Source organism: Hyphobacterium vulgare (assembly GCF_042643335.1).
GTDB classification, from domain to species: Bacteria; Pseudomonadota; Alphaproteobacteria; order Caulobacterales; family Maricaulaceae; genus Hyphobacterium; species Hyphobacterium vulgare.
This window is the reverse complement of sequence record NZ_JBHRSV010000001.1, coordinates 77,608-101,838: the sequence shown is the minus strand read 5'-3', so window position 1 is coordinate 101,838 and position 24,231 is coordinate 77,608. Positions and strand designations below refer to the sequence as shown.

The 24,231-nt window shown below is 64.2% G+C and carries 22 protein-coding genes; 3 read left to right on the top strand and 19 right to left on the bottom strand.

Features of this window, described 5'->3' with window-relative positions; all coding sequences use genetic code 11:
* Window positions 1–12: 12 nt before the first annotated feature.
* From ntrX to dusB, 3 genes are all read right to left on the bottom strand, one after another.
* Complete coding sequence (gene ntrX, locus ACFOOR_RS00495) at window positions 13–1,416, bottom strand: nitrogen assimilation response regulator NtrX (protein WP_343163707.1); 1,404 nt, start codon at window positions 1,414–1,416, stop codon at window positions 13–15.
* 6 nt (window positions 1,417–1,422) lie between these two features.
* Window positions 1,423–3,666, bottom strand: a complete 2,244-nt coding sequence (locus ACFOOR_RS00490) for a sensor histidine kinase NtrY-like (RefSeq protein WP_343163708.1) — start codon at window positions 3,664–3,666, stop codon at window positions 1,423–1,425.
* 65 nt (window positions 3,667–3,731) lie between these two features.
* Window positions 3,732–4,724 (bottom strand): tRNA dihydrouridine synthase DusB, encoded by a 993-nt coding sequence (gene dusB / locus ACFOOR_RS00485; protein WP_343163709.1) that lies wholly within the window; start codon window positions 4,722–4,724, stop codon window positions 3,732–3,734.
* Between the two features lie 68 nt (window positions 4,725–4,792).
* On the opposite strand from dusB, the gene ACFOOR_RS00480 reads away from it, so the two are divergent.
* A complete protein-coding gene (locus tag ACFOOR_RS00480; RefSeq protein ID WP_343163710.1) occupies window positions 4,793–6,433 on the top strand; it encodes a bifunctional 2-C-methyl-D-erythritol 4-phosphate cytidylyltransferase/2-C-methyl-D-erythritol 2,4-cyclodiphosphate synthase in 1,641 nt (546 codons plus the stop codon).
* Here ACFOOR_RS00480 and ACFOOR_RS00475 read toward each other — a convergent pair.
* The 6 genes from ACFOOR_RS00475 to ACFOOR_RS00450 form a co-directional block, all read right to left on the bottom strand.
* Window positions 6,410–6,883: a type II toxin-antitoxin system RatA family toxin gene (locus tag ACFOOR_RS00475; protein ID WP_343163711.1), complete on the bottom strand. Its 474-nt coding sequence runs from the start codon at window positions 6,881–6,883 to the stop codon at window positions 6,410–6,412. The two genes, ACFOOR_RS00480 and ACFOOR_RS00475, sit on opposite strands and share 24 nt — an antisense overlap.
* A 20-nt stretch (window positions 6,884–6,903) precedes the next feature.
* Entirely contained in the window at window positions 6,904–7,875 is a 972-nt protein-coding gene (gene lipA, locus ACFOOR_RS00470) for a lipoyl synthase (RefSeq protein WP_343163712.1), read from the bottom strand.
* Window positions 7,876–7,920: 45 nt separating this feature from the next.
* Window positions 7,921–8,433 carry a DUF6702 family protein gene (locus ACFOOR_RS00465; RefSeq protein WP_343163713.1) on the bottom strand — a complete coding sequence of 171 codons (513 nt, stop codon included), beginning with the start codon at window positions 8,431–8,433 and terminating at the stop codon, window positions 7,921–7,923.
* Entirely contained in the window at window positions 8,433–10,805 is a 2,373-nt protein-coding gene (locus ACFOOR_RS00460) for a M1 family metallopeptidase (protein ID WP_380213811.1), read from the bottom strand. The genes ACFOOR_RS00465 and ACFOOR_RS00460 overlap by 1 nt, the downstream gene beginning before the upstream one ends.
* Before the next feature lie 94 nt (window positions 10,806–10,899).
* Complete coding sequence (locus ACFOOR_RS00455) at window positions 10,900–12,117, bottom strand: hypothetical protein (RefSeq protein ID WP_343163715.1); 1,218 nt, start codon at window positions 12,115–12,117, stop codon at window positions 10,900–10,902.
* A gap of 53 nt (window positions 12,118–12,170) precedes the next feature.
* The gene (locus ACFOOR_RS00450; RefSeq protein WP_343163716.1) at window positions 12,171–13,043 is read right to left on the bottom strand and encodes a hypothetical protein; all 873 of its coding nucleotides are present in this window, start codon (window positions 13,041–13,043) and stop codon (window positions 12,171–12,173) included.
* Between the two features lie 217 nt (window positions 13,044–13,260).
* On the opposite strand from ACFOOR_RS00450, the gene ACFOOR_RS00445 reads away from it, so the two are divergent.
* A complete protein-coding gene (locus tag ACFOOR_RS00445; RefSeq protein WP_343163717.1) occupies window positions 13,261–14,913 on the top strand; it encodes an AMP-binding protein in 1,653 nt (550 codons plus the stop codon).
* 60 nt (window positions 14,914–14,973) lie between these two features.
* Here the strand turns inward: ACFOOR_RS00445 and ACFOOR_RS00440 are convergent, their stop codons facing one another.
* A complete protein-coding gene (locus tag ACFOOR_RS00440) occupies window positions 14,974–15,702 on the bottom strand; it encodes a hypothetical protein (protein WP_343163718.1) in 729 nt (242 codons plus the stop codon).
* Window positions 15,703–15,794: 92 nt separating this feature from the next.
* A complete protein-coding gene (lpdA, locus tag ACFOOR_RS00435; RefSeq protein WP_343163719.1) occupies window positions 15,795–17,207 on the bottom strand; it encodes a dihydrolipoyl dehydrogenase in 1,413 nt (470 codons plus the stop codon).
* A 166-nt stretch (window positions 17,208–17,373) separates the two neighbouring features.
* On the opposite strand from lpdA, the gene ACFOOR_RS00430 reads away from it, so the two are divergent.
* A complete protein-coding gene (locus tag ACFOOR_RS00430; protein ID WP_343163720.1) occupies window positions 17,374–18,270 on the top strand; it encodes a haloalkane dehalogenase in 897 nt (298 codons plus the stop codon).
* Window positions 18,271–18,376: 106 nt separating this feature from the next.
* On the opposite strand, the gene ACFOOR_RS00425 is transcribed toward ACFOOR_RS00430, so the two are convergent.
* The 8 genes from ACFOOR_RS00425 to pdhA are packed head-to-tail and all read right to left on the bottom strand — an operon-like array spanning window position 18,377 to window position 24,213.
* Window positions 18,377–18,748 (bottom strand): cupin domain-containing protein, encoded by a 372-nt coding sequence (locus ACFOOR_RS00425; RefSeq protein WP_343163721.1) that lies wholly within the window; start codon window positions 18,746–18,748, stop codon window positions 18,377–18,379.
* Window positions 18,745–19,128: a hypothetical protein gene (locus tag ACFOOR_RS00420; RefSeq protein WP_343163722.1), complete on the bottom strand. Its 384-nt coding sequence runs from the start codon at window positions 19,126–19,128 to the stop codon at window positions 18,745–18,747. Before ACFOOR_RS00420 ends, ACFOOR_RS00425 begins: the two co-directional genes overlap by 4 nt.
* Window positions 19,129–19,138: 10 nt before the next feature.
* Complete coding sequence (locus tag ACFOOR_RS00415; protein ID WP_343163723.1) at window positions 19,139–20,479, bottom strand: pyruvate dehydrogenase complex dihydrolipoamide acetyltransferase; 1,341 nt, start codon at window positions 20,477–20,479, stop codon at window positions 19,139–19,141.
* Between the two features lie 57 nt (window positions 20,480–20,536).
* Complete coding sequence (locus ACFOOR_RS00410) at window positions 20,537–20,941, bottom strand: GFA family protein (protein WP_343163724.1); 405 nt, start codon at window positions 20,939–20,941, stop codon at window positions 20,537–20,539.
* Between the two features lie 4 nt (window positions 20,942–20,945).
* Complete coding sequence (locus tag ACFOOR_RS00405) at window positions 20,946–22,361, bottom strand: pyruvate dehydrogenase complex E1 component subunit beta (RefSeq protein WP_343163725.1); 1,416 nt, start codon at window positions 22,359–22,361, stop codon at window positions 20,946–20,948.
* A complete protein-coding gene (locus ACFOOR_RS00400; RefSeq protein ID WP_343163726.1) occupies window positions 22,361–22,765 on the bottom strand; it encodes an MAPEG family protein in 405 nt (134 codons plus the stop codon). The genes ACFOOR_RS00405 and ACFOOR_RS00400 overlap by 1 nt, the downstream gene beginning before the upstream one ends.
* The gene (locus ACFOOR_RS00395; protein ID WP_343163727.1) at window positions 22,765–23,163 is read right to left on the bottom strand and encodes a nuclear transport factor 2 family protein; all 399 of its coding nucleotides are present in this window, start codon (window positions 23,161–23,163) and stop codon (window positions 22,765–22,767) included. Before ACFOOR_RS00395 ends, ACFOOR_RS00400 begins: the two co-directional genes overlap by 1 nt.
* A 3-nt stretch (window positions 23,164–23,166) precedes the next feature.
* Window positions 23,167–24,213 (bottom strand): pyruvate dehydrogenase (acetyl-transferring) E1 component subunit alpha, encoded by a 1,047-nt coding sequence (gene pdhA, locus ACFOOR_RS00390; protein WP_343163728.1) that lies wholly within the window; start codon window positions 24,211–24,213, stop codon window positions 23,167–23,169.
* Between the last annotated feature and the right edge of the window lie 18 nt (window positions 24,214–24,231).

Below are 24,231 nucleotides of genomic sequence, written 5' to 3'. Positions count from 1 at the left end.
CTCCCGCGATCTCTACTCGATCATATCGTCGAGATCGGCTCGTGCCGAGGCGGGCGTCACACCCAGTGATTTGAGCTTCCGGTGCAATGCCGAACGTTCCATGCCGATGAAGGCCGCGGTGCGCGAGATATTGCCGCCAAACCGGCTGATCTGGGCCTTCAGATATTCGCGTTCGAAATTCTCCCGTGCTTCGCGCAGCGGCAGTGCGATCATGCGCTCGGCGTCGAAACCGGCGTCGCTGGTTTCCCGGCCTGCAACTTCCGACGGAAGAGAGTCGAGCGTGATCGGCTGGTCGTCGTCCCCCGCTGCGAGAATCAGCAGGCGTTCGACATTGTTGCGAAGCTGGCGGACATTGCCGGGCCAGTCGTGAGCCTGCAGTGCCGCCATCGCATCATCGCCGATCTGGCGTCGCGACAGGCCCGACATCGAGGTGATGCGCGTGATGAAATGATCGACCAGCAGGGGGATGTCCTCGCGGCGATCGGCCAGTGCCGGAATCTGGACGGGAACCACGGCGAGGCGGTGATAGAGGTCTTCGCGGAACCGCCCCTGCCCGATCAGATCGCGCAAATCCTTGGACGAGCTCGAAACGACGCGGACATTCACCTGAACGTCGGTCGTCCCGCCGAGCCGGTGGAAGCGCTGGTCGATCAGCATGCGCAGTAGCTTGTTCTGCGACGCCGTCGGCATGTCGCCGATTTCGTCGAGAAACAGCGTGCCGCCATGCGCCCGTTCAAGCAGGCCGACCCGGGTGACGCTTCCGTCCTCGCCCTCCTGGCCGAACAATTCCTGCTCGACCATCTCGGGCACCATACCCGCGGCATTGACCGCAACGAAGCCGGCGTCGGCGCGCGGCGAGCGGGCATGAATGAGGCGCGCGACCAGCTCCTTGCCGCACCCCGCCGGCCCGGAAATCAGGACGCGGGAATTGGTCGGCGCGACGCGGTCGACGAGATGCCGCAGCTGAGCGATCAGGGGCGACTTGCCGACCAGTTCGGTTTCGAGGTCGACCTTGGTGCGCAGTTCGGCGTTCTCGCGGCGCAGCCGGGAGGTTTCGAGCGCGCGTTCGACCGTCACGAGCAGCTTGTCGCTCTTGAAGGGCTTTTCGAGGAAGTCGTAGGCCCCTTTCCGGATCGCCGCGACCGCCGTTTCGATCGTGCCGTGACCCGAAATGACGATGACGGGCAGGTCCGGGTCGGTCTTGCGGATCAGGTCGAGCAGTTCGATTCCGTCGAGCCGGCTCCCCTGCAGCCACACATCGAGAACGATCAGTGACGGCTTGCGCGACCGGATCGCCTGCAGCGCCCCATCGGCATCAGCCGCCTCGCGGGCCTGATAACCCTCGTCTTCAAGAAGTCCCGAGATGAGGTCGCGAATATCGTCCTCGTCATCGACGATCAGGATGTCTTTCGCCATGACGCACTACTCTCCTGTACCGGCAGTTTCGCCATAGGCGTCTGCCGCTTCGGTCAGCGGGAAGTAAAGACGGACAACCGCTCCAGGTCCGGCATCGGGAACGTCGAGTTCCAGACGGCCCTGGTGGTCCTCCATGACGCGTTTCACGATCGCAAGACCGAGGCCGGTCCCCTTTTCACGCGTCGTCATATAGGGTTCGGTCAGGCGTTCACGGTCGGGTGTCGGCCAGCCCAGCCCGTTGTCGCACACCTCGATCACGGCAAATCCGCGATTGGAAACCAGGGTGACGGCGATGCGGCCCGGAACCGTCTTGCCACCATCGCGGTCGCAGCGGGCGGTGACGCTTTCCGCGGCGTTCTTCAGGATGTTGGCCAGTGCCTGGACCGCAAGTCGCTCATCGCACAGGGCGCGCACCGGTTCGCCGGACGCCGCGAACTCGACCTTCAATTCGGGACTGGCGACGCGCTGGGCGAAGACCGCGCTCTGGACCATCGACGTCATGTCTGTCGCTTCGACTCGCGGCGTCGGCATGCGGGCGAAGGACGAGAACTCATCGACCATGCGGCCGATATCGCTGACCTGGCGCACGATCGTATCGGTGCAGCGGTCGAAGGTCTCGACATCGTGATCCTCGACATGCTTGCGGTATTTCCGGCGCAGGCGTTCCGCCGACAACTGGATCGGGGTCAGCGGGTTCTTGATCTCGTGCGCGATCCGGCGCGCGACATCGCGCCAGGCGGCGTTCCGCTGAGCGGCGACGAGACGGGAAATATCGTCGAAGGTCAGGACCAGGCCGGCATCGGAGGTCACCGCCGCCCGGACATTCACGGTCAGGGCGGTCTCGTCCGAGGATTCAATGTCGGTCTGAAGTTCGGCAACTTCGCCCGGACGCCGCCGCGCAGCCTCGACCGCTCCAAGCAGGGCCGGGGCGACTTCGCCGATCGAATGACCGACCAGCTCCCCCTCCTCGCGCTCCAGAAGGGCGCAGGCCGACCGGTTGACCAGGGTGACGCAATTGTCCTCGTCGAGGCCGATGACGCCCGCCGTCACACCCGCCAGCACGGCCTCGGTAAAGGCCCGGCGGCGTTCCGACTGGGCGTGCGACGCCACGAGCTCGCGGCGCTGGCCGCGGAGCTGGCGCGTCATGCGGTTGAAGGCCAGGCCGAGGGTCGCGATCTCGTCATCCTCGCGTTTGACCTCGACTCTGGCATCCAGGTCGCCGCGGCGGACGCGTTCCGCCGCTCCCACGAGGTTGGAGACGGGCCGGACGATCCGGGTCGCCGCGCCGAGCGCCAGCGAGATTGCCGCCAGCACGATCAGGAGCGCCGTCTCGAGATAGACGAGGATATAGATCGGGCCGAGCTGGGCTTCGCGCTGACCGGCGTTGCGCAGTTCGACGATCGCCGTCTCGGCGCGCTGCAGCACCGACAGGTCGATGTTGAGGAAGACGTAGAGATACACGTCCTCATAGGCCGTCATCTGCATCAGGGCCCGCATCGATGCATCGCCCACACTCGCCTGCTCCGGCGTCGAAACGCCGATATCGCCATCGCGAGCCAGTTCGTACAGACGCGGGGATGGCGGAATGAAGTCGGGACTGTCGGGCGTTTCGGCCCGCGCCAGAACGGTGCCCTGCCCGTCAACGATATAGGAGGCCCGGAAGCCGCGCACGATCGTCTGTTGACGAAGATATTGCGTGTACTGGATCCGGGCGTTGGAGAAGGCCGTGACCGCATCGGGCTGGCTGAGGTCGAGCGCCATCAGCCGCATCTGTTCGGAGGCCTCGTCTGCCTCACGCTCCACCACCTCGCGCGCCGCACTGGCAGCCCCCTCGACCACGGCGCTGACGCGTTCACCGAACCAGTATTCGACACCGCGGGTGAGCACGCCGCCGAGAAACACCGCGACCAGGATGGTCGGGATCGCGGCGGCGACGGTGAACATCGTGATGAAGCGCAGATGCAGGCGCGGTGCCGGTTCGCCAAAACGGCGGCCTGTCAGACGACGGGCGACGCGCCAGCCAACGACCACGGCCAGACCTGCGATGATGACGATATTGACGTAAAGCAGAACGCGAAGCGGCGAGGACCCGCCCGACCCCGCTTCATTTCCCAGAATGAGCTGAAACGCCGCCGCCGCGAGAATGACGATCGCCATCGCAAAGCCGCCGCCTACCAGGCTCGAATAGAGGCTGGGAGGCGTGATGGCGCGGCGCGCGGCGCGGGAAGACGATGCTGAACTTGCGGTCACGAAGGGAGAGTAAACCCGCCTGTTGCCCGGAATCAACAGTCATGTGTTGTTCTCGCAACAGGGCGTCAGGCTGCAGCTTTCGACGGGGCTGGCACCAGGCAGGCATCCAGCGCGTGCAGGGCTTCTGTTTCGGTCGAGGCGCGGCATAGCGCCGAACGCAGAACCGGTTGGTCGGTCGCCGGAAATTCCGCCTCGACGAAAGAAGCGAAATGCTTGCGCATCATCCGGATGCCGATGTGTTCTTCATAGAGTGCGATCGAGTCGCGGAGTTGTTGCGCCAGCGCCTCGATCTTTCGGTCAAGCGTTATCCGGACGGTCTTGCCCGCCAGTTCAGCGGATATCTGCCCGGGCAGCCAGGGCAGGCCCTGCGCAGCGCGGCCAATCATCACCATGTCGGCACCGGACGCCGCCAGGGCGTCCCGGGCGGCCTCGGTCGTGCCGATATCGCCATTGACGACGAGCGGAATAGTGATGGACTCCCGAACTGCCCGAACGGCAGCCCAGTCCGCGCTTCCCTTGTAGAATTGTTGCCGGGTTCGGCCATGGACGGTGACCATGTGAATCCCGGCATCCTGGGCACGACGGGCGAGTTCCGGCGCATTGATCGAGTCGTGATCCCAGCCGAGGCGCATTTTCAGGGTGACGGGCACGCCGGCTGCGCCGACCGTGGCCTCGATCAGGGTCATGGCATGATCGAGATCGCGCATCAGGGCGGACCCCGACAGGCCGCGTGTCACCTGCTTGGCGGGGCAGCCCATATTGATGTCGATGATGTCGGCCCCGGCCGCGGCAGCGAGTTCGGCCCCGACCGCCATCCATTTCGCTTCGCGGCCGGCGAGCTGGACGATGTGCGGGCCACCGCCCGTATCGTCGCGCGCCATGCGCCGGATCACATCGTCGCGCCCCTGCGCGAGGCTTTCGCTGGCGACCATTTCGCTGAACACGAGTCCGGCGCCGAAGGCCCAGGCCTGTTTGCGGAACGGCAGGTCGGTGACGCCGGACATCGGCGCCAGAAGCACGGGCGCGCGCACGACATGGTTTCCGATCTTCACCGTCATGGGCTGGACTCTGGGCCGTTCCTGTCTGAAATCGGCGCGGACCCTATTGAAACCTGCCCGGAGCCGCAATGCCCCGCACCGCCGCCATCATTGTTGCCGCAGGACGCGGTGAACGCGCCGGAGGCGGTATACCCAAGCAATACCGGATGCTCGGCGGCGTCGCGGTGTTGCGCCGGACGGCGGAGGTTCTCGACCGGCATCCGGGTGTGGACTCGCTCGTCGTCGTCATCAATCCGGACGACGCGCGACTGGCCCATGAGGCTCTCGGTGACATCGAAGCCGTCCTCGTTCCTGGCGGGGCAACACGAACCGCGTCTGTCCGGGCCGGACTGGCCGCTCTTCCCGGCAACGCCGAACTGGTTCTGATCCATGACGCAGCGCGGCCTTTCGTGTCTGCAGCCCTCATCGACCGTGTGATCGACGCGCTGGCGCGGTGCGAAAGCGCCCTGCCCGTCCTGCCGGTTTCCGACGCGCTGTGGCGGGGTTCAGAGGGATTGGCCGAAACCGCCATCGACCGGTCGGGCCTGTTCCGGGCGCAGACGCCTCAAGGTTTCCGCCTCGATGCGCTCTTGGCCGCCTATGATCGCCTGCCCGACGATACGGCGATGGCCGACGATGCCGAAGTGGCGCGTGCGGCGGGGCTGAGTGTGGCGACGGTCGCGGGCGCGGAGGAGAATTTCAAGCTGACACTCGCAAGCGATTTCGAACGGGCGGAGCAGATCTTGACCAGCGGCGATTGCGTGACGGGAAGCGGGTTCGACGTTCACCGACTGGAGCCGGCCGACCACATGATGCTGTGCGGCGTCCGCGTCGAGGAAGGTCTCGGCCTCGTGGGGCATTCAGATGCCGATGCCGGGTTGCACGCGATCACCGACGCGCTGCTCGGTGCGATCGCCGCCGGCGATATCGGACAGCATTTCCCGCCCAGTGATCCGCAATGGCGAGGTGCGTCTTCTGACCGCTTTCTGCAGCACGCGGCCGGGCTGGCCCGGTCCGCAGGCGCGGATATCCGCCATGTTGATGTGACACTGATCTGCGAACGCCCGAAGGTCTCGAAATACCGGGACGCGATGCGGGCGCGGATCGCGGATATCCTCGATATTCCGCTGGCGCGCGTCAGCGTTAAGGCCACGACCACCGAAGGGCTGGGCTTCACCGGGCGCCGCGAGGGTCTGGCTGCACAGGCCAGCGTCACCGTTCGGCGCGGTATCGGCACCCTGCCCGCGCCGTCATTGCGCGAACTCGCCAACGAAGTACTGGAGCGCGCCCGGAATGCAGGCGTGAAAATCGCGACTGCGGAAAGCTGCACAGGCGGCCTCATTGCCGCCAGCCTGACAGAGATCGCGGGAAGCTCTGACGTCGTCGATCGCGGTTTCGTGACGTATTCGAACGACGCGAAGAACGAGATGCTGAGTGTGCCGTCCGAGCTTTATGGCAACGGTGGTCCCGGGGCGGTCTCGGAAGACGTTGCCCGCGCAATGGCCTCCGGTGTGTTGAAAAACTCGAAGGCGAAATTCGCCGTGGCCGTCACCGGTGTTGCCGGTCCGGGGGCGTCGGAGAACAAACCGGAAGGTCTCGTCTGGTTTGCACTGGCGGGGCCGGAGGGCGTGATGGCTTACAAGAAGGAATTCGGGGCACTCGGCCGCTCGCAGGTCCGGACCGAAACGGTGCGCTTCGCGCTTCAGCTACTGCGCGACGCGGTCGGCTGACCAGTCATAGCTCTCGGAACCGACGGTTTGGTAGCGCCGGCCGGCCTCGGCGCGAAAGGCGTTGATGATGAAGTGCACCGCGCGTTCCTTGTTCGCGGCCAGCAGCGTCTGAAGCAGCGGATTCGAGAATTCGAAGTCGATCATGAAATCGACGAGGGTCGAGCCGTCGCCGAGCCTGTGAAAGACCCACGCATTCTCCAGCGTGTTGAACGGCCCTTCGATCAGCTTCACCTCGACACCGAGCGCGTCACGGTCGAGCGTCACCGCGGTGACAAAGCGTTCGGTGACGAAACGGTAGCGGGCGACCGCTTCGGTCTCGAGAAACGTGACCGAACCCTCGCTGCGCTCCTTGCGCACGCGCAACGCACTCAGATACTTGATGAATTGCGGGTAGCGGCGCACGTCGGAGACGAGTTCGAACACGTCTTCCGGCCGATGCCGGATACGCATGCGTTCGTCCAACCGGCTGCTCACGCCTTCGCGAGCTCCGCCTCGCGCGCGGCGCGGAGCCGCTTGAAATCGTCGCCGGCGTGATAGCTGGACCGGGTCAGCGGCGTCGCCGAGACCATCAGGAAGCCCTTGGCCCGGGCGATGGTTTCATAGGCGCGGAATTCTTCCGGCGTGACAAAGCGATCGACCGGGGCGTGCTTGCGCGTCGGCTGCAGGTACTGGCCGATGGTCAGGAAGTCGATACCGGCGGACCGCATGTCGTCCATGACCTGCATCACCTCTTCCTTGGTCTCGCCGAGGCCGACCATGATGCCGGACTTGGTGAACTGGGAGGGGTCACGTTCCTTCACCCGCTCGAGTAGGCGCAGGGAGTGATAATAGCGCGCGCCCGGCCGGATCGAGAGATAGAGCCGCGGCACGGTTTCGAGATTATGGTTGAACACGTCGGCGCGCGCATCGACGACCTGTTCGAGCGCCCCGGCCTTGCGCAGGAAGTCCGGCGTCAGGATCTCGATCGTCGTCTTCGGCGAGGCATTGCGGATCGCGTTGATCACGTCCTCGAAATGCTGCGCACCGCCATCGTCGAGATCGTCCCGGTCGACCGAGGTGATCACCACGTGTTCCAGACCCATGGTGACGACGGCCTCGCCGATCCGGCGCGCTTCGTCGTGATCGACCGGCGCGGGCATGCCCGTCTTCACATTGCAGAAGCTGCAGGCGCGGGTGCAGGTGTCGCCGAGGATCATGAAGGTCGCGTGCTTCTGCGACCAGCATTCGCCGATATTCGGGCAGCCGGCCTCCTCGCACACGGTGACAAGACCATTGTCCTTCACCAGCTTCTTCGTCTCGGAAAACACTTCGCCCACAGGCGCCCGCACCCGAATCCAGTCCGGCTTGCGCTGGATGGGCGAGTCGGGACGCTTCTGCTTTTCCGGGTGACGGGCAGCACGCGCCTTGGCGGCTTCGGAGAGATTATCGATCAGGGTCGCCATATCGCGGCGGAAAATGGCGCTGTTGCGCGCTCACTTCAAGCCGGGTCAGCGGTCGGGGAAGTCGACCCTGCCCGAACCGCGCCGTCCGGGCACCTGAAGAATCGTCCGGACCGTTTCGCCGCGGATCACATTCGTCATGTTCGCCTGATCCGGAAAGGCGTCGATCAACAAGCGATTGTCGATAGTTACGCCATCATATTCATCCGGCATCGGCGTCACGTAGTAGATCCAGGCGAACTGCCCATCGACCTCCGCTCCGACATAGTCGAGTTGCAGGCTTGCGCCATCGATCCCGATCGCAAAGCGGTCGCGGACATAGCGATCGGCGGAATCAAGCCAGATTTCGCCGAGCGGCGGCGCCTCGTCGTCCATGCCGGATTCGATCAGGGCCACTTCCAGATCGTGGAAAAAGACGCGGTGGACAATCTCCAGTTCGCCGGTGTTTTCATTGGGGCGAACCTCGGTCAATGCGGAATGAATGCGATGCGCTGATGCGGAGGGTGCGGCGGCGAGCGCAAGGCCCGCCGCCAGACCGCAACAAAGGGCGCGAATCCGCATCATTCCTCGTCGTCACCACCGCGCTCGGGGCGGGTGTCGAGACTGTCTTCCGTGACTGTCAGGTCCATGTCCTGAAGCGTGTTGCTGGACTGGGACGACCGGAACAGCTCGATGCGCGAGCGGCGGATTTCCGGCGGGAAGACGTTGTCCGACCGGTCGGCGTCGGCAATCTCGTGCAACGGGTCGATCTCCAGGCGGACCAGTTCGCGGTCGGTGGCGAATTGCCAGGTGACCTCGTTCGCATTGCGCCGCCAGATCTGCGCCGGGATGCGGATGTGCTCCGTGGTCCCGTCGGAGAAGCTGAGATCGAGGATGATCGGCATCACCACCCCACCGTCATTGCGGAAGGTCATCAGATAGATGTTGGTGCCGCTGTCGAGGAATTCGCGCTCCCAGTCCTCGAGCCCCTCGAGATAGCGCTCATAGGTACGGCGCTGGGCATTTGTGACGATGTGCTCGTCATTGAGGCTGTAGAAATCGACGACTTCCGGGTTGCGCTGCGCATAGGTCTGCAGCCCGGCTTCGCGGTTGTTGCGCTGAGTCAGCGATTCCGGCAGCGCGTCCTCTTCCGCTCGAGCCAGCGCGTTCTCGATCTCCGGATTGCCTGTATCGACCTGAGCCAGAACGATCGACTCGAGGCCAATGTCGACGTGCTCGGTGGAATAGAACCAGCCGCGCCAGAACCAGTCGAGATCATGACCTGACACCTCTTCCATCGTGCGGAAGAAGTCGTAGGGCGTTGGCCGCTTGAAACGCCAGCGCCGGGCATAGGTGCGGAAGGCCTCGTCGAACAATTCGCGGCCGAGAATCGTCTCGCGCAGTATGACCAGCGCCGTCGCGGGCTTGGAATAGGCGTTCGGGCCCAGCGCCGTCACGGCATCGGACTGCGTCATGATCGGCTGCTGGTTGGACGAGGTCATGTAGCCGATGATGTTGTCAGGCTCGGCCTCGTTGGTTGGATAGTCCTCTTCCCACAGGCGCTGGGTCATGAAGTCGAGGAAGGAATTGATACCCTCGTCCATCCAGGTCCACTGGCGCTCGTCGGAATTCACCGTCATCGGGAAGTAGATGTGACCGATTTCGTGCGCCACGACCCCGATCAGGAAGGTCTTGGTGCCGCGCGAATAGGTGATGTTTCCATCCTCGTCTCGGACCGTGCGCGGCCCGTTGAAGGTGATCATCGGGTATTCCATCCCGCCCACCGGCCCGGACACGGACTGCGCCGTGGGATAGGGATAGGGGAAGGAGAAGCTGGAATAGACATCCAGCGTGTGCTCGATCACCCGCGTCGAATAGGCCGACCAGATCGGCTCGTTCTCGTTCGGGTAGAAAGACATGGCGAGCACGGTGTCGGGATATTCCCCCTCACCGTCCTGCTGAACACCGAGCGCGTCCCAGATGAATTTGCGCGAACCGGCCCAGGCGAAGTCGCGGACATTCTCCGCGCGAAATTGCCAGGTGGCCGTGTCGTCCGTGCCTTCGCGCTCATTGGCCAGCGCTTCCTCGCGCGTGACGACGAAGACGGGCTCCTCGGCTGTCAACGCCTGTTCCAGGCGGTCGCGCTGGGCCTGCGTCAGCACGTTGTCCGGGTTCTGCAATTCCCCGGTCGCGGCGACGATGAAATCGGCGGGAACGGTGATCGCGACCTCGTAATTGCCGAATTCCAGCGTGAATTCGCCGCTGCCGAGGAATGGCAGGTTGTGCCAGCCCTCATAGTCGGTGAATGCGGCGGCGCGCGGGAACCATTGCGCCACGAGATAGATGCAGTCGCCGTTCTCGGTCTCTTCCTCGAAACATTCGTAGCCGGCACGGGCGCCAACCACGTTCTCCTCGGGCAGATTGTATTCCCACGAGATGGTGAGGGAGACCTGTTCGCCCGGTTGCAGCGCGTCGGGCAGGTCGATTCGCATCAGCGTGTCGACGAGGCGCGTCTGAAGCGCGCGGCCTTCGGAATCCGTCACCGTGCCGACATCGAAGCCGCCTTCCCATTCCTGCATGCGCATCATGCGGCGGGCAGCGGTCGACGAGATCTGATCGGTGCTCGACACCGTGCGGGTGAGATTGTCCCAGCTGTCGCGGCGGAAACGGTTCTGGTCCATCAGGAACCAGAGATAGTCGAGCGCAAAGGGCGAGTTGTTGTGATAGGTGATCTCGGCAATGCCGCTGATGCGCCGGGCGTCCTCATCGAGGCGGACATCGATCCAGTAATCGACCTGCTGTTGCCAGTATTCCGGACCCGGCGCGCCGTGGGCCGGCCGAATCTCGTTCGGCGTCGGCCAGTCCTCGTTCTCGAGCTGACGGAATGCGTCGCGATAATCGCTGACGGTCTGACGGATGGTCTGGGCCTCGGCGGTCGCCGATACGGCCGACATGGCCAGAACGGCCAGCAGCAAATGTCTCAAAACTGTCTCCCCCGGAGGCGCAGCATTGCCTCCGGGGGAAATATACGAGGCGAACCCGGGGTCGTCACGCAGCGGGCTGCGTTACAATCGGTTCACGTTTTCCGAGCGCAAACAGCCAGGCACCCAAGCCAATCCAGGTCAGGACGCACCAGCCGATCACGCCTAGTGCGGGCTGGATCCAAAGTGCCGCCGCGAGAACCAGGACACCCAGAGTCGTCAGCAGCCTCATGCCCAGACCGAGCCCGGCCCCCTTCCGGTTGAAGACGAGATCGCCGATCGCCGCTGCACCGAAGGGATAGGACAGCGAGAGAACCAGGGCGACGGCAAGCAGCCAGAACGGGATCAGCAGGATGCCGACAATGGTGATCGAGAGCAGGACCGTCCCGACCGCGAAAATGATCGGCCAGAACGCCCAGGTCACGAAACCGATCAGCGGGGCCACGACCGGGCGCGAACGGAATTCTCCGACAAGGCGAGTGACGCCCTTGGGCATCAGCGCCGACGCCAGCATGAAGAGCAGGAAGTAGAAACCGACGAAGAAGGCACCGATCACCGGCGCGGCGGGCACGAAATCAAGGTCGAGGTCGAGACCGTCGAAATCGATATCGTCGATATAGATCGCGTTGGTGTATTCCACCCCGCCGCCGATCGTGGCACCGGCTCCGACATCGGGCTCGTTCGGGCCGCGGTGACGAAGCACGCCGGTGATCGAAGCGCCGGGAGCAATGCGGACATAGTCGGCATAGGTCTCGACGTCGCCGTTGATCGTGCCTTCGATCGTGACATCGTCTCCGGTCAGGTCGGCATTGCCCGAGACAGTGCCGCGAATGATCATCCGTTCGGCCGCGAGATCGATGCCGTTGCCGCCACTGAATCCGGTATCGAGTTCGACCAGACCGCCAGCGGCGCTGACCCGGCCGGACACCGGCGAATTGAGGTGCACGACACCGCCGGCGAGATCGGCATCGCCGGACACGACAGCCGTGATATCAAGCTCGCCGCCGGCGACGCTGAGATCACCGCCAACCGTACCGCTCACGTGGACATCGCCGCCGACGATATTGGCATCGCCGCCAATGTCAGCGTCGACATTCATGTCACCGCCGATGGCACGCAATTCGCCGCCGATACGGCCGCGGACATCGACCTCTCCGGCGAAAATCGACAGGTCGTCGTCGCGATCGACCGTCATGTTGACGGATCCGCCGATCACCTGGGCGGCCGCCGGCGCAGCGAGGGCGACAGCCAGCCCTGCAGCGAGGATGAGTTTCTTCAGGAACATCGGTAACTCCCTTCGCCCCCCGGCGTGACGGGAACAGATGATGCGGGGTTCATTCAAAGCCGTTCGAGATCGTCGAAAATGTCGTCGCAATCGCGGCCATTGCGTGCCTCGTAGACGAGATCACCGATCGAGGCTTCGTTTGAAATCTCGGGTTCGGCGTCGGCCCAGACGCGCAAGGGCCCGGCGATCCGGGCATTGCGCAGAATGTCGACGCGCCGGGCGCAGACTTCGACAGCACCGCCCATATCGCCCGCCAGTTCAACCCGGCCTTCCGGGTTTCCGGCCCGCGCGCCGTCCTCGTCGACTTCGGCACGCCAGCTCAGACCGCGGCGTTCATGCGGGTCAGCCATCAAGCGCGCGCCGCCATCGACCTGGCCACGCACAAGCAGAAATGCTGCAAAGGCCTCGAGTGTTCCGGCGACCCGGCCGTCGAACCGGATGTTGGCCGCGGCCAGCTCGGCGTTGCCGCCGATTTCAGCGCCTTCGAGGATTTCAAGTTCGCCGCTCGCCGCTTCAAGATTGCGCGCAATGCGCGCGTCGATCACCAGATTGCCGCCGGCGATTTCCAGATCGTCCATCACTTCGGCTTGCCAGGTGATGTCGCCGCCGGCGATTTCGGCCTTCCGGCCAATCGTGCCGCTGACGTCAAGGTCGCCGCCCGCGACCGACAGCTCGCCTCCGATGTCGAGATCGAGGTCGATATTGCCGCCGACGAGGTTGACGTCGCCGCCGACACGTCCGCGCAAATCCATATGACCGCCGATCAGCGAGAGATCGCCGTCCTGGTCCAGGGTGCGATTCATGTTGCCGCCGATGGCCATGGATTGGGCGTGAGACACGCCGGTGCTGTGGGCGACAGCGACATCCATACAGCCCGCCGTGCTGAACATGGCCAGCGCAGCAGCGCCCAGAGAAAGGGTTCTCATAAACCGTCTCCAGTCGTGGACCGCCTTGGCGATCCTACGCTCCCCAGCGTTGATTCAGCGGTAGCATATCGAAATTCGATATGGAAGCGATTTTTCGTTTTTCGATAAATTTTTTGCAGTGAACTGACCTCCTGTTTCTGCCCTTCCTTCCGGGCTTGCGCTTGAATAACCTGTCCGAACAAAAGGTCCGGAAAACAGGGCCGCACGGGAGACACAGATGAATGACGGAACCGCATCGGCCTTTGCGCCGGAGGGTGTGGCAGTGGACGGCCCGCTCGATCCGATGAATGCCCCGGACACTGCCCTCACCCGCGTTTCGGGACCGGAATTCGCGCGCAGCCGCTACAACCGGTCGATTTTCGACGCGCTGCTTCGCTCACGGTCGAAAGCCGGGGGTTCCCGGATCTGCCTGATCGATGCCGACGGCCGCGAACTGACCTATGACCAGCTGGTCCAGGGCGCGTTCGCGCTCGGCAATGCGTTGAAGGCGCACGCCCGCAAGGGCGAAAAGGTTGCCGTGCTCCTGCCGACCGGCGCAGGGGCGGCGATCGCCTTCTTTGCGCTGCAGGCCTATGGCCGGATTCCTGCCATGCTGAACTTCACCGCCGGACCGCGGGCTCTCAAGGCAGCGTGCAGGGCGGCGGAGGCCAAGACAATCGTGACGGCCCGCAAGTTCATCGAGCTCGGCGGGCTCGAATCACTCGCCGAAACGCTCGGGGAGACGCTGAATCTCGTCTATCTCGAGGACATCCGGGACAATCTGACCTGGAAGGACAAGGCGATGGCCGCGGCCGGGTCCTACCTGCCCTTCCTGGTCGCCGCACATCCCGATCCCGACGACACGGCGGTGGTGCTGTTCACCTCGGGCACCGAAGGCGATCCCAAGGGCGTGGCGCTGAGCCATGTCAATCTCGTCTCGAACTGCGAACAGGCCGCCGCCCATGTCGACATCTTCGAGACCGATATCTGTTTCAATCCGCTTCCGATTTTCCATTGCTTCGGCCTGACTGGCGGCCTGCTCCTGCCGCTTCTGGTCGGGATTCCCGCCGTGCTTCACCCTTCGCCGCTGCAGGCGAAGACGATCGCCAAACGGGTGGGCGAAACGAAGTCGACCATCCTGTTCGCGACCGACACCTTCCTGAACCAGTATGCCCGCAATGCCGATCCGGAGGACCTGATCTCCCTGCGCTTTGCGGTGTGCGGTGCGGAACGGGTGAAGGACGAGACGCGGGCGCTGGTGCGCAAGATGTTCTCGCTCGACATCCTTGAAGGCTATGGCGCAACAGAGGCTTCTCCCGTCATCGCGGTGAACCAGCCTGGCCGCAACCGGCCGGGCACGGTCGGCACACTGCTTCCGGGGATGGAAGGCAAGCTGGAGCCGGTCGAAGGCATTTCGGGCGCAGGCCGTCTGTGGGTGCGCGGGCCGAACATCATGTCCGGCTATATCTACACGACCGAGCCCGGGAAGATCGTCGAACCGGCCGGCGGTTGGCACGATACGGGCGATATCTGCTCGATCGACGAGGACGGCTTCATCGCCATCCGTGGCCGGATGAAGCGCTTCGCCAAGATTGGCGGGGAGATGGTCTCGCTGGCCGTGGTGGAGAATTGCGCCACGTCGATCTGGCCCGACGACCTGCACGCGGCGGTCACCCTGCCTGATGCCCGCAAGGGCGAGCAGATCATCCTGCTGACGGCGTGCAAGTCCGCGGACCGGGCGGATTTCGTCGCCTTCACGCGCAGCCATGGCGTCGCGGAATTGTCGATCCCGAAGAAGATCGTGGCGGTGGACGAAATTCCGGTGCTCGGCACCGGCAAGATCGACTATGTCGCCGTCGAGAAAATGGCCAAGGCGGCCATCGGCGGATAAGTGAAAGGGCGGCTGCCACAGGCAACCGCCCTTCCCGTTCCTGACAGTCCGGCAGCAGCCCTAGCGGCACTCTTCTCCGCCGCGTTCGACAAAGCGGATGTTCGCGCTGTCGAAGCCGGCCGGGTAGTCGGGCGCCTCGTCGGCGGTGACGGTCAGCGTGCCGCTGACCGATGCGCCGGTCTCGAAGATAACTTCGTGGGCGCAGACCGCGCCGCCAGCCTCGATACTGCCGCTGATCGTCACTTCGCTGCGGTCACGGCGATTGAACATGCCGCGGCGGCGCTCGGCGTTGATCTCGATCGGACCTGAGGCAACGCCGCTGAATTCGGCGTCACCGACATCCGCGGTCAGCCGGCCTTCCACGCGTCCGGCGAAATGCAACGCGCCGGCCGCAATCACGACATCGCCGGAGAAGGTCGAACCCCGGTCGACCTCGGCGGCACCGGCATTGATCTCGACGTCGGCGGCGAACTCGCCTTCGACATCCACGGCGCCGCCATTGAACTCGGCGTCACCGGTCACCGAACCCCGGAAATCGATCGCGCCACCATCGGCGGTCAGACGGCCGCCCACCTCGGCGCGGGCATCAATCGCCGCGCCGGACAGGACCAGATTACCGCCGAACGTGCCGTTGACGTCGATGGCTGCGGCGGAAAACTCGCCATTGCCTTCAACGTCGCCGGACCAGTCGACGACGATGCCGGACATGTCGACCGAACGGGATTGCGCGAAAGCGGTCTCACCGACGAGCGCGGTCAGCGCGGCGGCGGTCATCAGAACGTATTTCATTTGCCAGCTCCTCCTGAGCACAGAAAAGGAGCCCCTTCCGGGGATCCATCGTCCCCATCGGGATGCATTTGGCAAGAGGTTTGGATGCGGGCCTAGATGTGAATGACCCGGCCGTAGGCGTCCAGCACGCTTTCGTGCATGGCCTCGGACACGGTCGGGTGCGGGAAGACGGTGTGCATCAGCTCCGCCTCCGTCGTCTCCAGCTGGCGGCCGACGACATAGCCCTGGATCATCTCCGTGACTTCCGGGCCGACCATGTGGGCACCCAGAAGTTCGCCGGTCTTCGCGTCGAACACCGTCTTGATCAGCCCCTGGTCGTCGCCCATCGCAATCGCCTTGCCGTTTCCGACGAGCGGGAAGCGGCCAACCTTGACGGTGTGACCGGCCTCTTTCGCCTTCGCTTCGGTCAGGCCGACCGAGGCGATTTGCGGGTGACAGTAGGTGCAGCCGGGGATGTTCGACTTGTCGAAGGCGTGCGGCTTCTCGCCCGCGATTGCCTCGACGCAGATGATGCCCTCATGGCTCGCCTTGTGGGCCAGCCAGGGCGCGCCGGCGACATCGCCGATGGCGTAGAGGCCCTTCACATTGGTCTTGCCGTAGCCGTCGTTGACGACATGGCCGCGGTCCATCTTCACGCCGAGGGCGTCGAGGCCCATGCCCTCGGTGTTGGCGACGATACCGATGGCGAGGATGACGCGTTCGGCCTCGATGACCTCCGTCTTGCCGGCCTTGGTCCTGACGTGGACCTTCACCGAGGACGCGCCCTTGTCGAGCTTCTCGACCTGCGCGCCGGTGTGAATCGTCATGCCCTGCTTTTTGAAGGCCTTCTCGGCGAATTTCGAGATTTCCTCGTCCTCGACCGGCAGGACGCGGTCCATCATCTCCACCACCGTCACGTCCGCGCCGAAAGTGCGGTAGACGCTGGCGAATTCGATGCCGATCGCGCCCGAGCCGATGACCAGGACCGATTTCGGCATGGCGTCGGGCACCATCGCCTCACGATAGGTCCACACGAGCTTGCCATCGGGTTCGAGACCGGCCTGCGGCACGGTGCGGGCCCGCGCGCCGGTCGCGAGGATGACGTGTTTCGCGGCGTAGGCCGTGTCCTTGCCGTCCTTGCCCTTGACGGTCACTTTCGGGGCGTCACCGCCCTTTTCGAGGCGGGCCGTGCCCTTGATCACGGTGATCTTGTTCTTCTTCATCAGCATACCAACACCGCCCGACAGGCGTTCGGCAACCTTGCGCGAGCGCTGGACGATGGCCTTGGTGTCGAAGCCGATCTTTTCCGCGCTGAGGCCGAAATCGGCGGCATGCTGCATCAAGTGATAGACCTCGGCGGAGCGCAGCAGCGCCTTGGTCGGGATGCAGCCCCAGTTGAGGCAGATGCCGCCCAGCTTGTCGCGTTCGACGACGGCGGTCTTCATGCCGAGTTGCGCCGCGCGGATCGCGGCAACATAGCCGCCTGGTCCGCCGCCGATCACGATCACGTCGAATTGTTCCGCCATGGCGCTCATCCTCTCATGGGACTTCCGTCGAAACGGTGATGGACGGGGGCCGCAGCAAAATCAACTACGCCAGTGAACTACGGGCACGCACGGCCGGGATGCACGAATGCGGGCTTGGGAAAACCGCGCGCTCCGGTCATTCTGCCTGCAACATGGGAGGACGGGCATGATCGACGCTCTGCGCACGCCGGAAGACCGCTTCATCGGGCTGCCGGACTGGGACTATGAACCCCACTACATTGACGACCTGCCCGGTTATGTGGGGCTGCGCGTCCACTATGTCGACGAGGGGCCGAAAGACGGTCCGGTGTTTCTCTGCCTGCATGGCGAGCCGAGCTGGGCCTATCTCTACCGCAAGATGATCCCGGTCTTCCTGAAGGCTGGCGGGCGCGTGATCGCGCCGGACTTTCTTGGCTTCGGGCGTTCGGACAAGCCGGTCGATGACGCGGACTACACCTTCCACTTCCACCGCAATTTCCTGAAAGCCTTCCTTGAGCGGATGGACCTCTCCGACATCTGCCTCGTCTGCCAGGACTGGGGCGGTCTGCTCGGCCTGACCCTGCCGATGGATTACCCGGACCGGTTCACGCGGCTGATCGTGATGAATACCGGGATTGGTGTGGGCATGGACCCGGGCCCCGGCTTCATGGCCTGGCGCGACTATGTCGCGACCAATCCCGAATTCAATGTCGGCGACCTGATGAAGCGCGCGACTCCGATCCTGAACGAGGCGGAAGTCGCGGCCTATCAGGCCCCCTTCCCCGATCCGCGCTATATGGGCGGCGTGCGGCGATTCCCGGCGCTCGTCCCGATCAACCCGTCGATGGACGGTGTCGACACCGGCATGGCTGCGGTGAAGTTCTGGAGCCAGGACTGGAGCGGCGAGAGCTTCATGGCGATCGGCATGCAGGACCCGGTGCTCGGCCCGCCCGCGATGAAGATGCTGCGCAAGATCATCAGGAACTGCCCGGAACCCATGGAAATCGCCGATGGCGGCCATTTCGTGCAGGAATGGGGTCAGCCCATCGCCGAAGCGGCGTGCAAGAAGTTCGGGATGTTGTAGTCCCCCTCACCCGGCCCTTCGGGCCACCCTCTCCCTCAAGGGAGAGGGAAGGAAACGCCGAACCTGATTCCCTCTCCCTTCAGGGAGAGGGCCAGGGTGAGGGGTCTTAGATATCCTCAACCACCGCGGTCAGATCACCACCCGCATCGCCGGTATTGACCACGCCTGCCCGTTCGAGCAGCAGCATATGGACAGGCCCCTCCTCGACCACCGGGCGGTGGCGGACGCCTTTCGGGATCACGGTCATCTCGCCGGGGCCGAGAATCGCCGGGTTGGCATTCTCGATCTCGATCCTGAGGCGGCCCTTCGTGACAAGGAAAAGCTCGTCCTCGTGCTCGTGATGGTGCCAGACGAATTCGCCCTCGGCCTTGGCCAGCTTCACCTCGTAGTCGTCGAGCCGCGCGATGCGCTTCGGCGACCAGGTCTCGGTGAATTGCGCGTGCTTGTCCGCGAGGTTGAGAACGGGCGGGGTTTTCATTCGGATACCGCGTTCGGGCAGTGGTTCTGGAAAATCTCGAAATAGGCCTCGTTGTATGCCGACGACATGGCCCATGCACCTCCGAACGTGATTGCTAACGGCAGGACAACCAACGCGGTCTTCAGGAAAAGCCGCCGATTTCGATGCCAGATGATCAATACCAGGGCCGCAACCACGAACAGGATTCCGCCCCAGAACAGAGCCTCAAATCCCGCCGCTTCGATAGGCGTCAGAAAATGGCCCGTTCGAAATCCCTCGTCGAGCCAACATGTCTGATCGGGATCATTTGACGCGGCGCGCAATGCGAGGATCGGGGCAGCGATGAAGTAGGCGAAAGGCAGCCAGTACGCCGCGTAGAGACTGCCCCAAAGCCACTTCATCTGATCACCGTCACATCAACAACGTCATCGGGTCTTCGACGAAGCCCTTGAAGGCCGCGATCCAGCGCGCGCCCGTCGCGCCGTCGACGACGCGGTGATCGCAGGTCAGCGTCACCGTCATGACCGTCGCCTTGGCGAGCGCGCCGTCGGTGATGACCGGGCGTTCCTCGCCCGCGCCGACCGACAGGATCATGCCCTGCGGCGGGTTGAGGATCGAGGCGAAGGACTTGATCCCCATCATGCCGAGATTGGACAGGGAGAAGGTGCCGCCCTGGAATTCCTCGGGCTTCAGCTTGCGCTCGCGGGCGCGGCTGGCGAGGTCCTTCATCTCCTTCGAGATCTGGACCAGACCCTTCGCGTCGGCGTCGCGGATGATCGGGGTGATCAGCCCGCCCTCGATCGCCACGGCGACCGACACGTCGGCATGCTTGTGGCGGGCGATGCGGCCGTCCTCGATCCAGCTGGAATTGGCTTCCGGCACCTGTTTCAGGGCGACGCCGGACGCCTTGATCAGGATGTCGTTGACGGAGACCTTCACGCCATCGGGCGCCTTGTCGTTGATCTGCTTGCGGAAAGCCAGCAGCGCGTCGAGGCGGATATCGACCGACAGCGGGAAGTGCGGCACGTCGCGGAAGGAGTCGGTCAGGCGCTTCGCCGACACCTTGGTGATGTTGTCGGCCTTCTCGATCTCGTAGCGGTCGCGCGCGATCCCGGCCTTGGCCAGCGGATCGTCAGCGTCCACCGGTGCAGCCTGCGGGGCGTCCTTCGCAGCGGGCTTTTCTGTGGCGGCGGTGGGCTTGGCCGCGCCGGCGTCAAAGTCCTCGATGTCACGCTTCACGATACGCCCGCTCGGCCCGCTGCCCTTGACCGACGACAGGTCGATGCCCGCCTGCTCCGCCATGCGCCTGGCGAGCGGCGAGGCCTTGATGCGGCTGTCGGCGCTTTCGCCTTTCGGCGTGGGCGCGGACTTCGATTGCCCCCCACCCTGGCCCTCCCCCGAGGGGGGAGGGTTTTGCGCTGGCGCTTTGTCTCCCTCCCCTTGAGGGGAGGGTTGGGGTGGGGTGGGCGCTCCTTCAGGCTTGAGGCCTTTGAGCGCGTCCTTGCCCTCGCCCTCTTCGAGCAGAAGCGCGATGACGGCGTTGACCTTCACGCCCTCGCTGCCTTCCGCGACGAGGAGTTTGCCGACCGTGCCTTCGTCGACGGCCTCGACTTCCATCGTCGCCTTGTCGGTCTCGATCTCGGCGATCAGGTCACCGGAGGAGACGGTGTCGCCCTCCTTGACCAGCCATTTCGAGAGCGTGCCCTCCTCCATCGTGGGAGACAGGGCGGGCATGAGGACTTCAATCGGCATGGGCGTGTTCCCGTCTGGCAAGCGGCCAAAACAAATGTGTCTGGAATGGGCGGATCATCAATGCGCCTCCGCCATGTCCGGATTGATGGAGGCGATGCTGGCTTCCCAGTTCGCGCCGTCGAACGGCTCGATCCTGCCTGACAGGCCCTGATCGGCGTCGAAGCAGCGCAGATTGACCGACCAGGCGTCCGGGTGCGAGCGCGGCCGGTAGAAGCTCTTCACCCCGCACGTCTTGCAGAACAGGTGCTGAGCCGTGCCGGTGTTGAAGCGGTAGTCGGTCAGATTGTCCGCCCCGCTTTCCAGGTGGAAATCCGCCTCCGGCACGATGACATGGATGAAGCCCGTCATGGCGCAGATCGAGCAATTGCACGACAGCGCCGCGACAGAATCGGGCAGGTCGGCGGTGAAGCGCACCGCGCCGCAATGACAGCCTCCGTGGCGGGGTTTGGTTTCCACGCTCACCGGATTACTCCACGTAGCAGACCTGCTTGGCCGCCTTCACGATGTCGTCCTTGCCCGGCAGAGACAGGGCTTCGAGATTGGCGGCGTAGGGCAGCGGCACATCCTTCTGGAAGACGCGGGCGGGCGGCGCGTCGAGATAATCGAACGCCTCGGCCACCACGCGCGCGGCAATTTCCGCACCGACACCGTGCTGGCCCCAGCCCTCCTCGGCGCAGACGATGCGGTTCGTCTTCTTCACGCTCTCGATGATCGTGTCGGTGTCGAGGGGCCTGAGCGTCCGAAGGTCGATGACCTCGGCGTCGATGCCCTGTTCCGCCAGTTCCTCGGCCGCCTTCAGCGCGAAACCGACCATGCGCGAATGTGCGGTGATGGTGACGTCGCTGCCCTCGCGGCGGATCTTCGCCTTGCCGATCGGCAGGACAAAGTCCTCCATGTCCGGCACGTCGAACGTCTCGCCATACATCAGCTCGTGTTCGAGGAAGACGACCGGGTTCGGATCGCGGATCGCGGCCTTGAGGAGGCCCTTGGCGTCGGCGGCGTCCCAGGGCGCGATGACTTTCAGGCCCGGCACCTGCGCATACCAGGCGGAATAGTCCTGGCTGTGCTGCGCGCCGACGCGGCTGGCCGCGCCGTTCGGTCCGCGGAACACCATCGGACAGCCCATCTGCCCGCCGGACATGTAGAGCGTCTTGGCGGCGGAATTGATGATGTGGTCGATCGCCTGCATGGCGAAGTTGAAGGTCATGAATTCGACAATCGGCTTCAGGCCGCCGAACGCCGCACCGACGCCCAGACCGGCAAAGCCGTGCTCGGTGATCGGGGTGTCGACGACGCGCTTCGACCCGAATTCCTGAAGCAGGTTCCGGGTGACCTTGTAGGCGCCCTGATACTCGGCGACTTCCTCGCCCATGACGAAGACGGTCTCGTCGCGGCGCATCTCCTCGGCCATCGCGTCGCGCAGCGCGTCGCGCACCGTGGTCGGGACCATGTCGGTGCCTTCGGGGATTTCGGGGTCGCTGGCGGCGCGCGGGGCGGCCTTGGATTGCCCCCCACCCTGGCCCTCCCCCTTGGGGGGAGGGATCTGCGCCGGCGTTTCTTCTCCCTCCCCTTGAGGGGAGGGTTGGGGTGGGGTGTCAGCCCCCTTCGCGTCGTAATTCTCCAGATCGCCCTTGTCTTCGCCCTCTTCGAGCAGTAGCGCGATGGGCGAATTGACCTTCACCCCTTCGGTGCCTTCGGCGACGAGCAGCTTGCCGACCCTGCCCTCCTCGACGGCCTCGACCTCCATCGTGGCCTTGTCGGTCTCGATCTCGGCGATGACATCGCCGGAAGAGACGGTGTCGCCTTCCTTGACCAGCCATTTGGCCAGCGTGCCCTCTTCCATCGTCGGGGACAGGGCCGGCATGAGAATTTCGATAGGCATCAGGCGGCTCCCGAAAACGGCAGGACTTGCAGAAGGATCAGGATGATGCCCGCGAGACCGGCGGCCCACGCCAGCGTGCGCAGCCAGGGCACGCCGAACCAGTAGAGCGGCGCGTAGATGATCCGCGCGGCGAGAAACAGCCCGGCGCCAATCTCTGTCATGCCGTTGAAGCTGCCGGTGATCGCCGCAACCAGCACCAGCGGCACAAACATCAGCATGGCCTCGACCATGTTGGCATTGGCCCGCCGGGCCCGGCCGAGCATCACGCCCTTGTCGGTGATGGTGTCCCGTGCGCCGGCCATGTCGGCCAGCCTGTTCTGGCCATTGGAGAGAACAGCCTGGAAGGCGATCATCACCATGTAGAGGATGACCGCCGAGACGAGATAGGAGAGTTCGAGCGCCATTATGCCGTTTCCTTGTTGAAGGCGAGCGCGTGATCGCGCATCCGCGTGGCAAATTCGATCAGCGTGTTGAGGGGGCGCGTCAGGACTTCGATCCGCACCATGCGGCCGTCGGGGCCGAGCGTGATCTTGTCGATCCCGACCAGGCCCTTGCCGTCCACCGTGCCGGTGAATTCCAGGATGATGTCATTGCCGTCGACCCATTCCTGGCGGTAGGTGAAACCGTCGACCAGATCGATGACGCCCTGCAGTATGTGCATCAGATAGGCCTTGTCGGCGGTGGGTTTCCAGACGACGGGAGAATTCAGCTCGCAGCCCTCGGCAATGATGGAGTCCATCAGCGACGCGTCGCGCCGGTCGACGGCCTCATGCCATTTTGACAGGAATTCGGCAGTCGTCATGGCTCAGCTTTCCACCAGCACGTCGGTGTAAAGCTCGGACGGATCGGGTTCCGGGCTTTCCTTGGAGAATTCGGCCGAGGCACCCACGATCTCCTTGATCTCCTTGTCGAGCTTTTTCAGATCGTCCTCGGAGGCATGCTTTTCCTCGAGGATGCGCGCTTTCGCCCCTTCGATTGGGTCGTGGTGCGAGCGGATGTCGTCGACTTCTTCGCGGGTGCGGTATTTCGCCGGGTCGGACATGGAGTGGCCGCGATAGCGGTAGGTCTTCATCTCGAGGATGAAGGGCCCCTTGCCCTCGGCAGCATGCTTGCGCGCCTTGGCGGCGGCTTCGCGCACGGCAATCACGTCCATGCCATCGACCTGTTCGCCAGGAATGCCGAAGGACGCGCCGCGCTTGTAAAGCTCGGTCTCGGACGAGGCGCGCTTCACGCTCGTGCCCATGGCGTACTGATTGTTCTCGATGATGTAGAGGACGGGCAGATTCCAGAGCTTCGCCATGTTGAAGCTCTCATAGACCTGGCCCTGATTGGCCGCGCCGTCACCGAAATAGGTCGCGCAGACCTTGCCATTATTCTTGTAGAGGTTGGAAAAGCCGAGCCCGGTGCCGATCGAGACCTGCGCGCCGACGATGCCGTGGCCGCCGAAGAATTGCTTCTCGCGGCTGAACATGTGCATCGAGCCGCCCTTGCCCTTGGAATAGCCGCCGGAGCGGCCGGTCAGCTCGGCCATCACACCATTCGGATCCATGCCGCAGGCCAGCATGTGACCGTGGTCGCGGTAGCCGGTGATGACCTGATCGCCCTCTTCGAGCGCCGCCTGGACACCGACAACGACCGCTTCCTGACCGATATAGAGATGACAGAAACCGGCGATCAGACCCATGCCGTAGAGCTGGCCGGCTTTCTCCTCGAAGCGCCGGATCAGCAGCATGTCGCGATAATAGGTGAGCAGCTGGTCCCGGGTGACCTTGGCTTTCGGCCCGACAGCGGGCTTCGATGCGGTGGTCGCGGTACGGCCGGCCTTGTCGGCCGAAGCCTTCTTCGTCGCCATCATTTCACACGCGAAGTA

What these genes read in the sequence shown, in the direction of transcription:
- ACFOOR_RS00465 (WP_343163713.1), bottom strand. Translation starts at nt 8,433, where the DNA reads ATGCGGATTCGCGCCCTTTGTTGCGGTCTGGCGGCGGGCCTTGCGCTC.
- ACFOOR_RS00455 (WP_343163715.1), bottom strand. Translation starts at nt 12,117, where the DNA reads ATGTTCCTGAAGAAACTCATCCTCGCTGCAGGGCTGGCTGTCGCCCTC.
- ACFOOR_RS00425 (WP_343163721.1), bottom strand. Translation starts at nt 18,748, where the DNA reads ATGAAAACCCCGCCCGTTCTCAACCTCGCGGACAAGCACGCGCAATTC.
- ACFOOR_RS00460 (WP_380213811.1), bottom strand. Translation starts at nt 10,805, where the DNA reads ATGTCGGCCGTATCGGCGACCGCCGAGGCCCAGACCATCCGTCAGACC.
- ACFOOR_RS00405 (WP_343163725.1), bottom strand. Translation starts at nt 22,361, where the DNA reads ATGCCTATCGAAATTCTCATGCCGGCCCTGTCCCCGACGATGGAAGAG.
- lpdA (WP_343163719.1), bottom strand. Translation starts at nt 17,207, where the DNA reads ATGGCGGAACAATTCGACGTGATCGTGATCGGCGGCGGACCAGGCGGC.
- ACFOOR_RS00400 (WP_343163726.1), bottom strand. Translation starts at nt 22,765, where the DNA reads ATGGCGCTCGAACTCTCCTATCTCGTCTCGGCGGTCATCCTCTACATG.
- ACFOOR_RS00395 (WP_343163727.1), bottom strand. Translation starts at nt 23,163, where the DNA reads ATGACGACTGCCGAATTCCTGTCAAAATGGCATGAGGCCGTCGACCGG.
- ACFOOR_RS00480 (WP_343163710.1), top strand. Translation starts at nt 4,793, where the DNA reads ATGCCCCGCACCGCCGCCATCATTGTTGCCGCAGGACGCGGTGAACGC.
- ACFOOR_RS00415 (WP_343163723.1), bottom strand. Translation starts at nt 20,479, where the DNA reads ATGCCGATTGAAGTCCTCATGCCCGCCCTGTCTCCCACGATGGAGGAG.
- lipA (WP_343163712.1), bottom strand. Translation starts at nt 7,875, where the DNA reads ATGGCGACCCTGATCGATAATCTCTCCGAAGCCGCCAAGGCGCGTGCT.
- ACFOOR_RS00445 (WP_343163717.1), top strand. Translation starts at nt 13,261, where the DNA reads ATGAATGACGGAACCGCATCGGCCTTTGCGCCGGAGGGTGTGGCAGTG.
- ACFOOR_RS00450 (WP_343163716.1), bottom strand. Translation starts at nt 13,043, where the DNA reads ATGAGAACCCTTTCTCTGGGCGCTGCTGCGCTGGCCATGTTCAGCACG.
- pdhA (WP_343163728.1), bottom strand. Translation starts at nt 24,213, where the DNA reads ATGGCGACGAAGAAGGCTTCGGCCGACAAGGCCGGCCGTACCGCGACC.
- ACFOOR_RS00420 (WP_343163722.1), bottom strand. Translation starts at nt 19,128, where the DNA reads ATGAAGTGGCTTTGGGGCAGTCTCTACGCGGCGTACTGGCTGCCTTTC.
- ACFOOR_RS00430 (WP_343163720.1), top strand. Translation starts at nt 17,374, where the DNA reads ATGATCGACGCTCTGCGCACGCCGGAAGACCGCTTCATCGGGCTGCCG.
- ACFOOR_RS00475 (WP_343163711.1), bottom strand. Translation starts at nt 6,883, where the DNA reads ATGCGTATCCGGCATCGGCCGGAAGACGTGTTCGAACTCGTCTCCGAC.
- ntrX (WP_343163707.1), bottom strand. Translation starts at nt 1,416, where the DNA reads ATGGCGAAAGACATCCTGATCGTCGATGACGAGGACGATATTCGCGAC.
- ACFOOR_RS00440 (WP_343163718.1), bottom strand. Translation starts at nt 15,702, where the DNA reads ATGAAATACGTTCTGATGACCGCCGCCGCGCTGACCGCGCTCGTCGGT.
- dusB (WP_343163709.1), bottom strand. Translation starts at nt 4,724, where the DNA reads ATGACGGTGAAGATCGGAAACCATGTCGTGCGCGCGCCCGTGCTTCTG.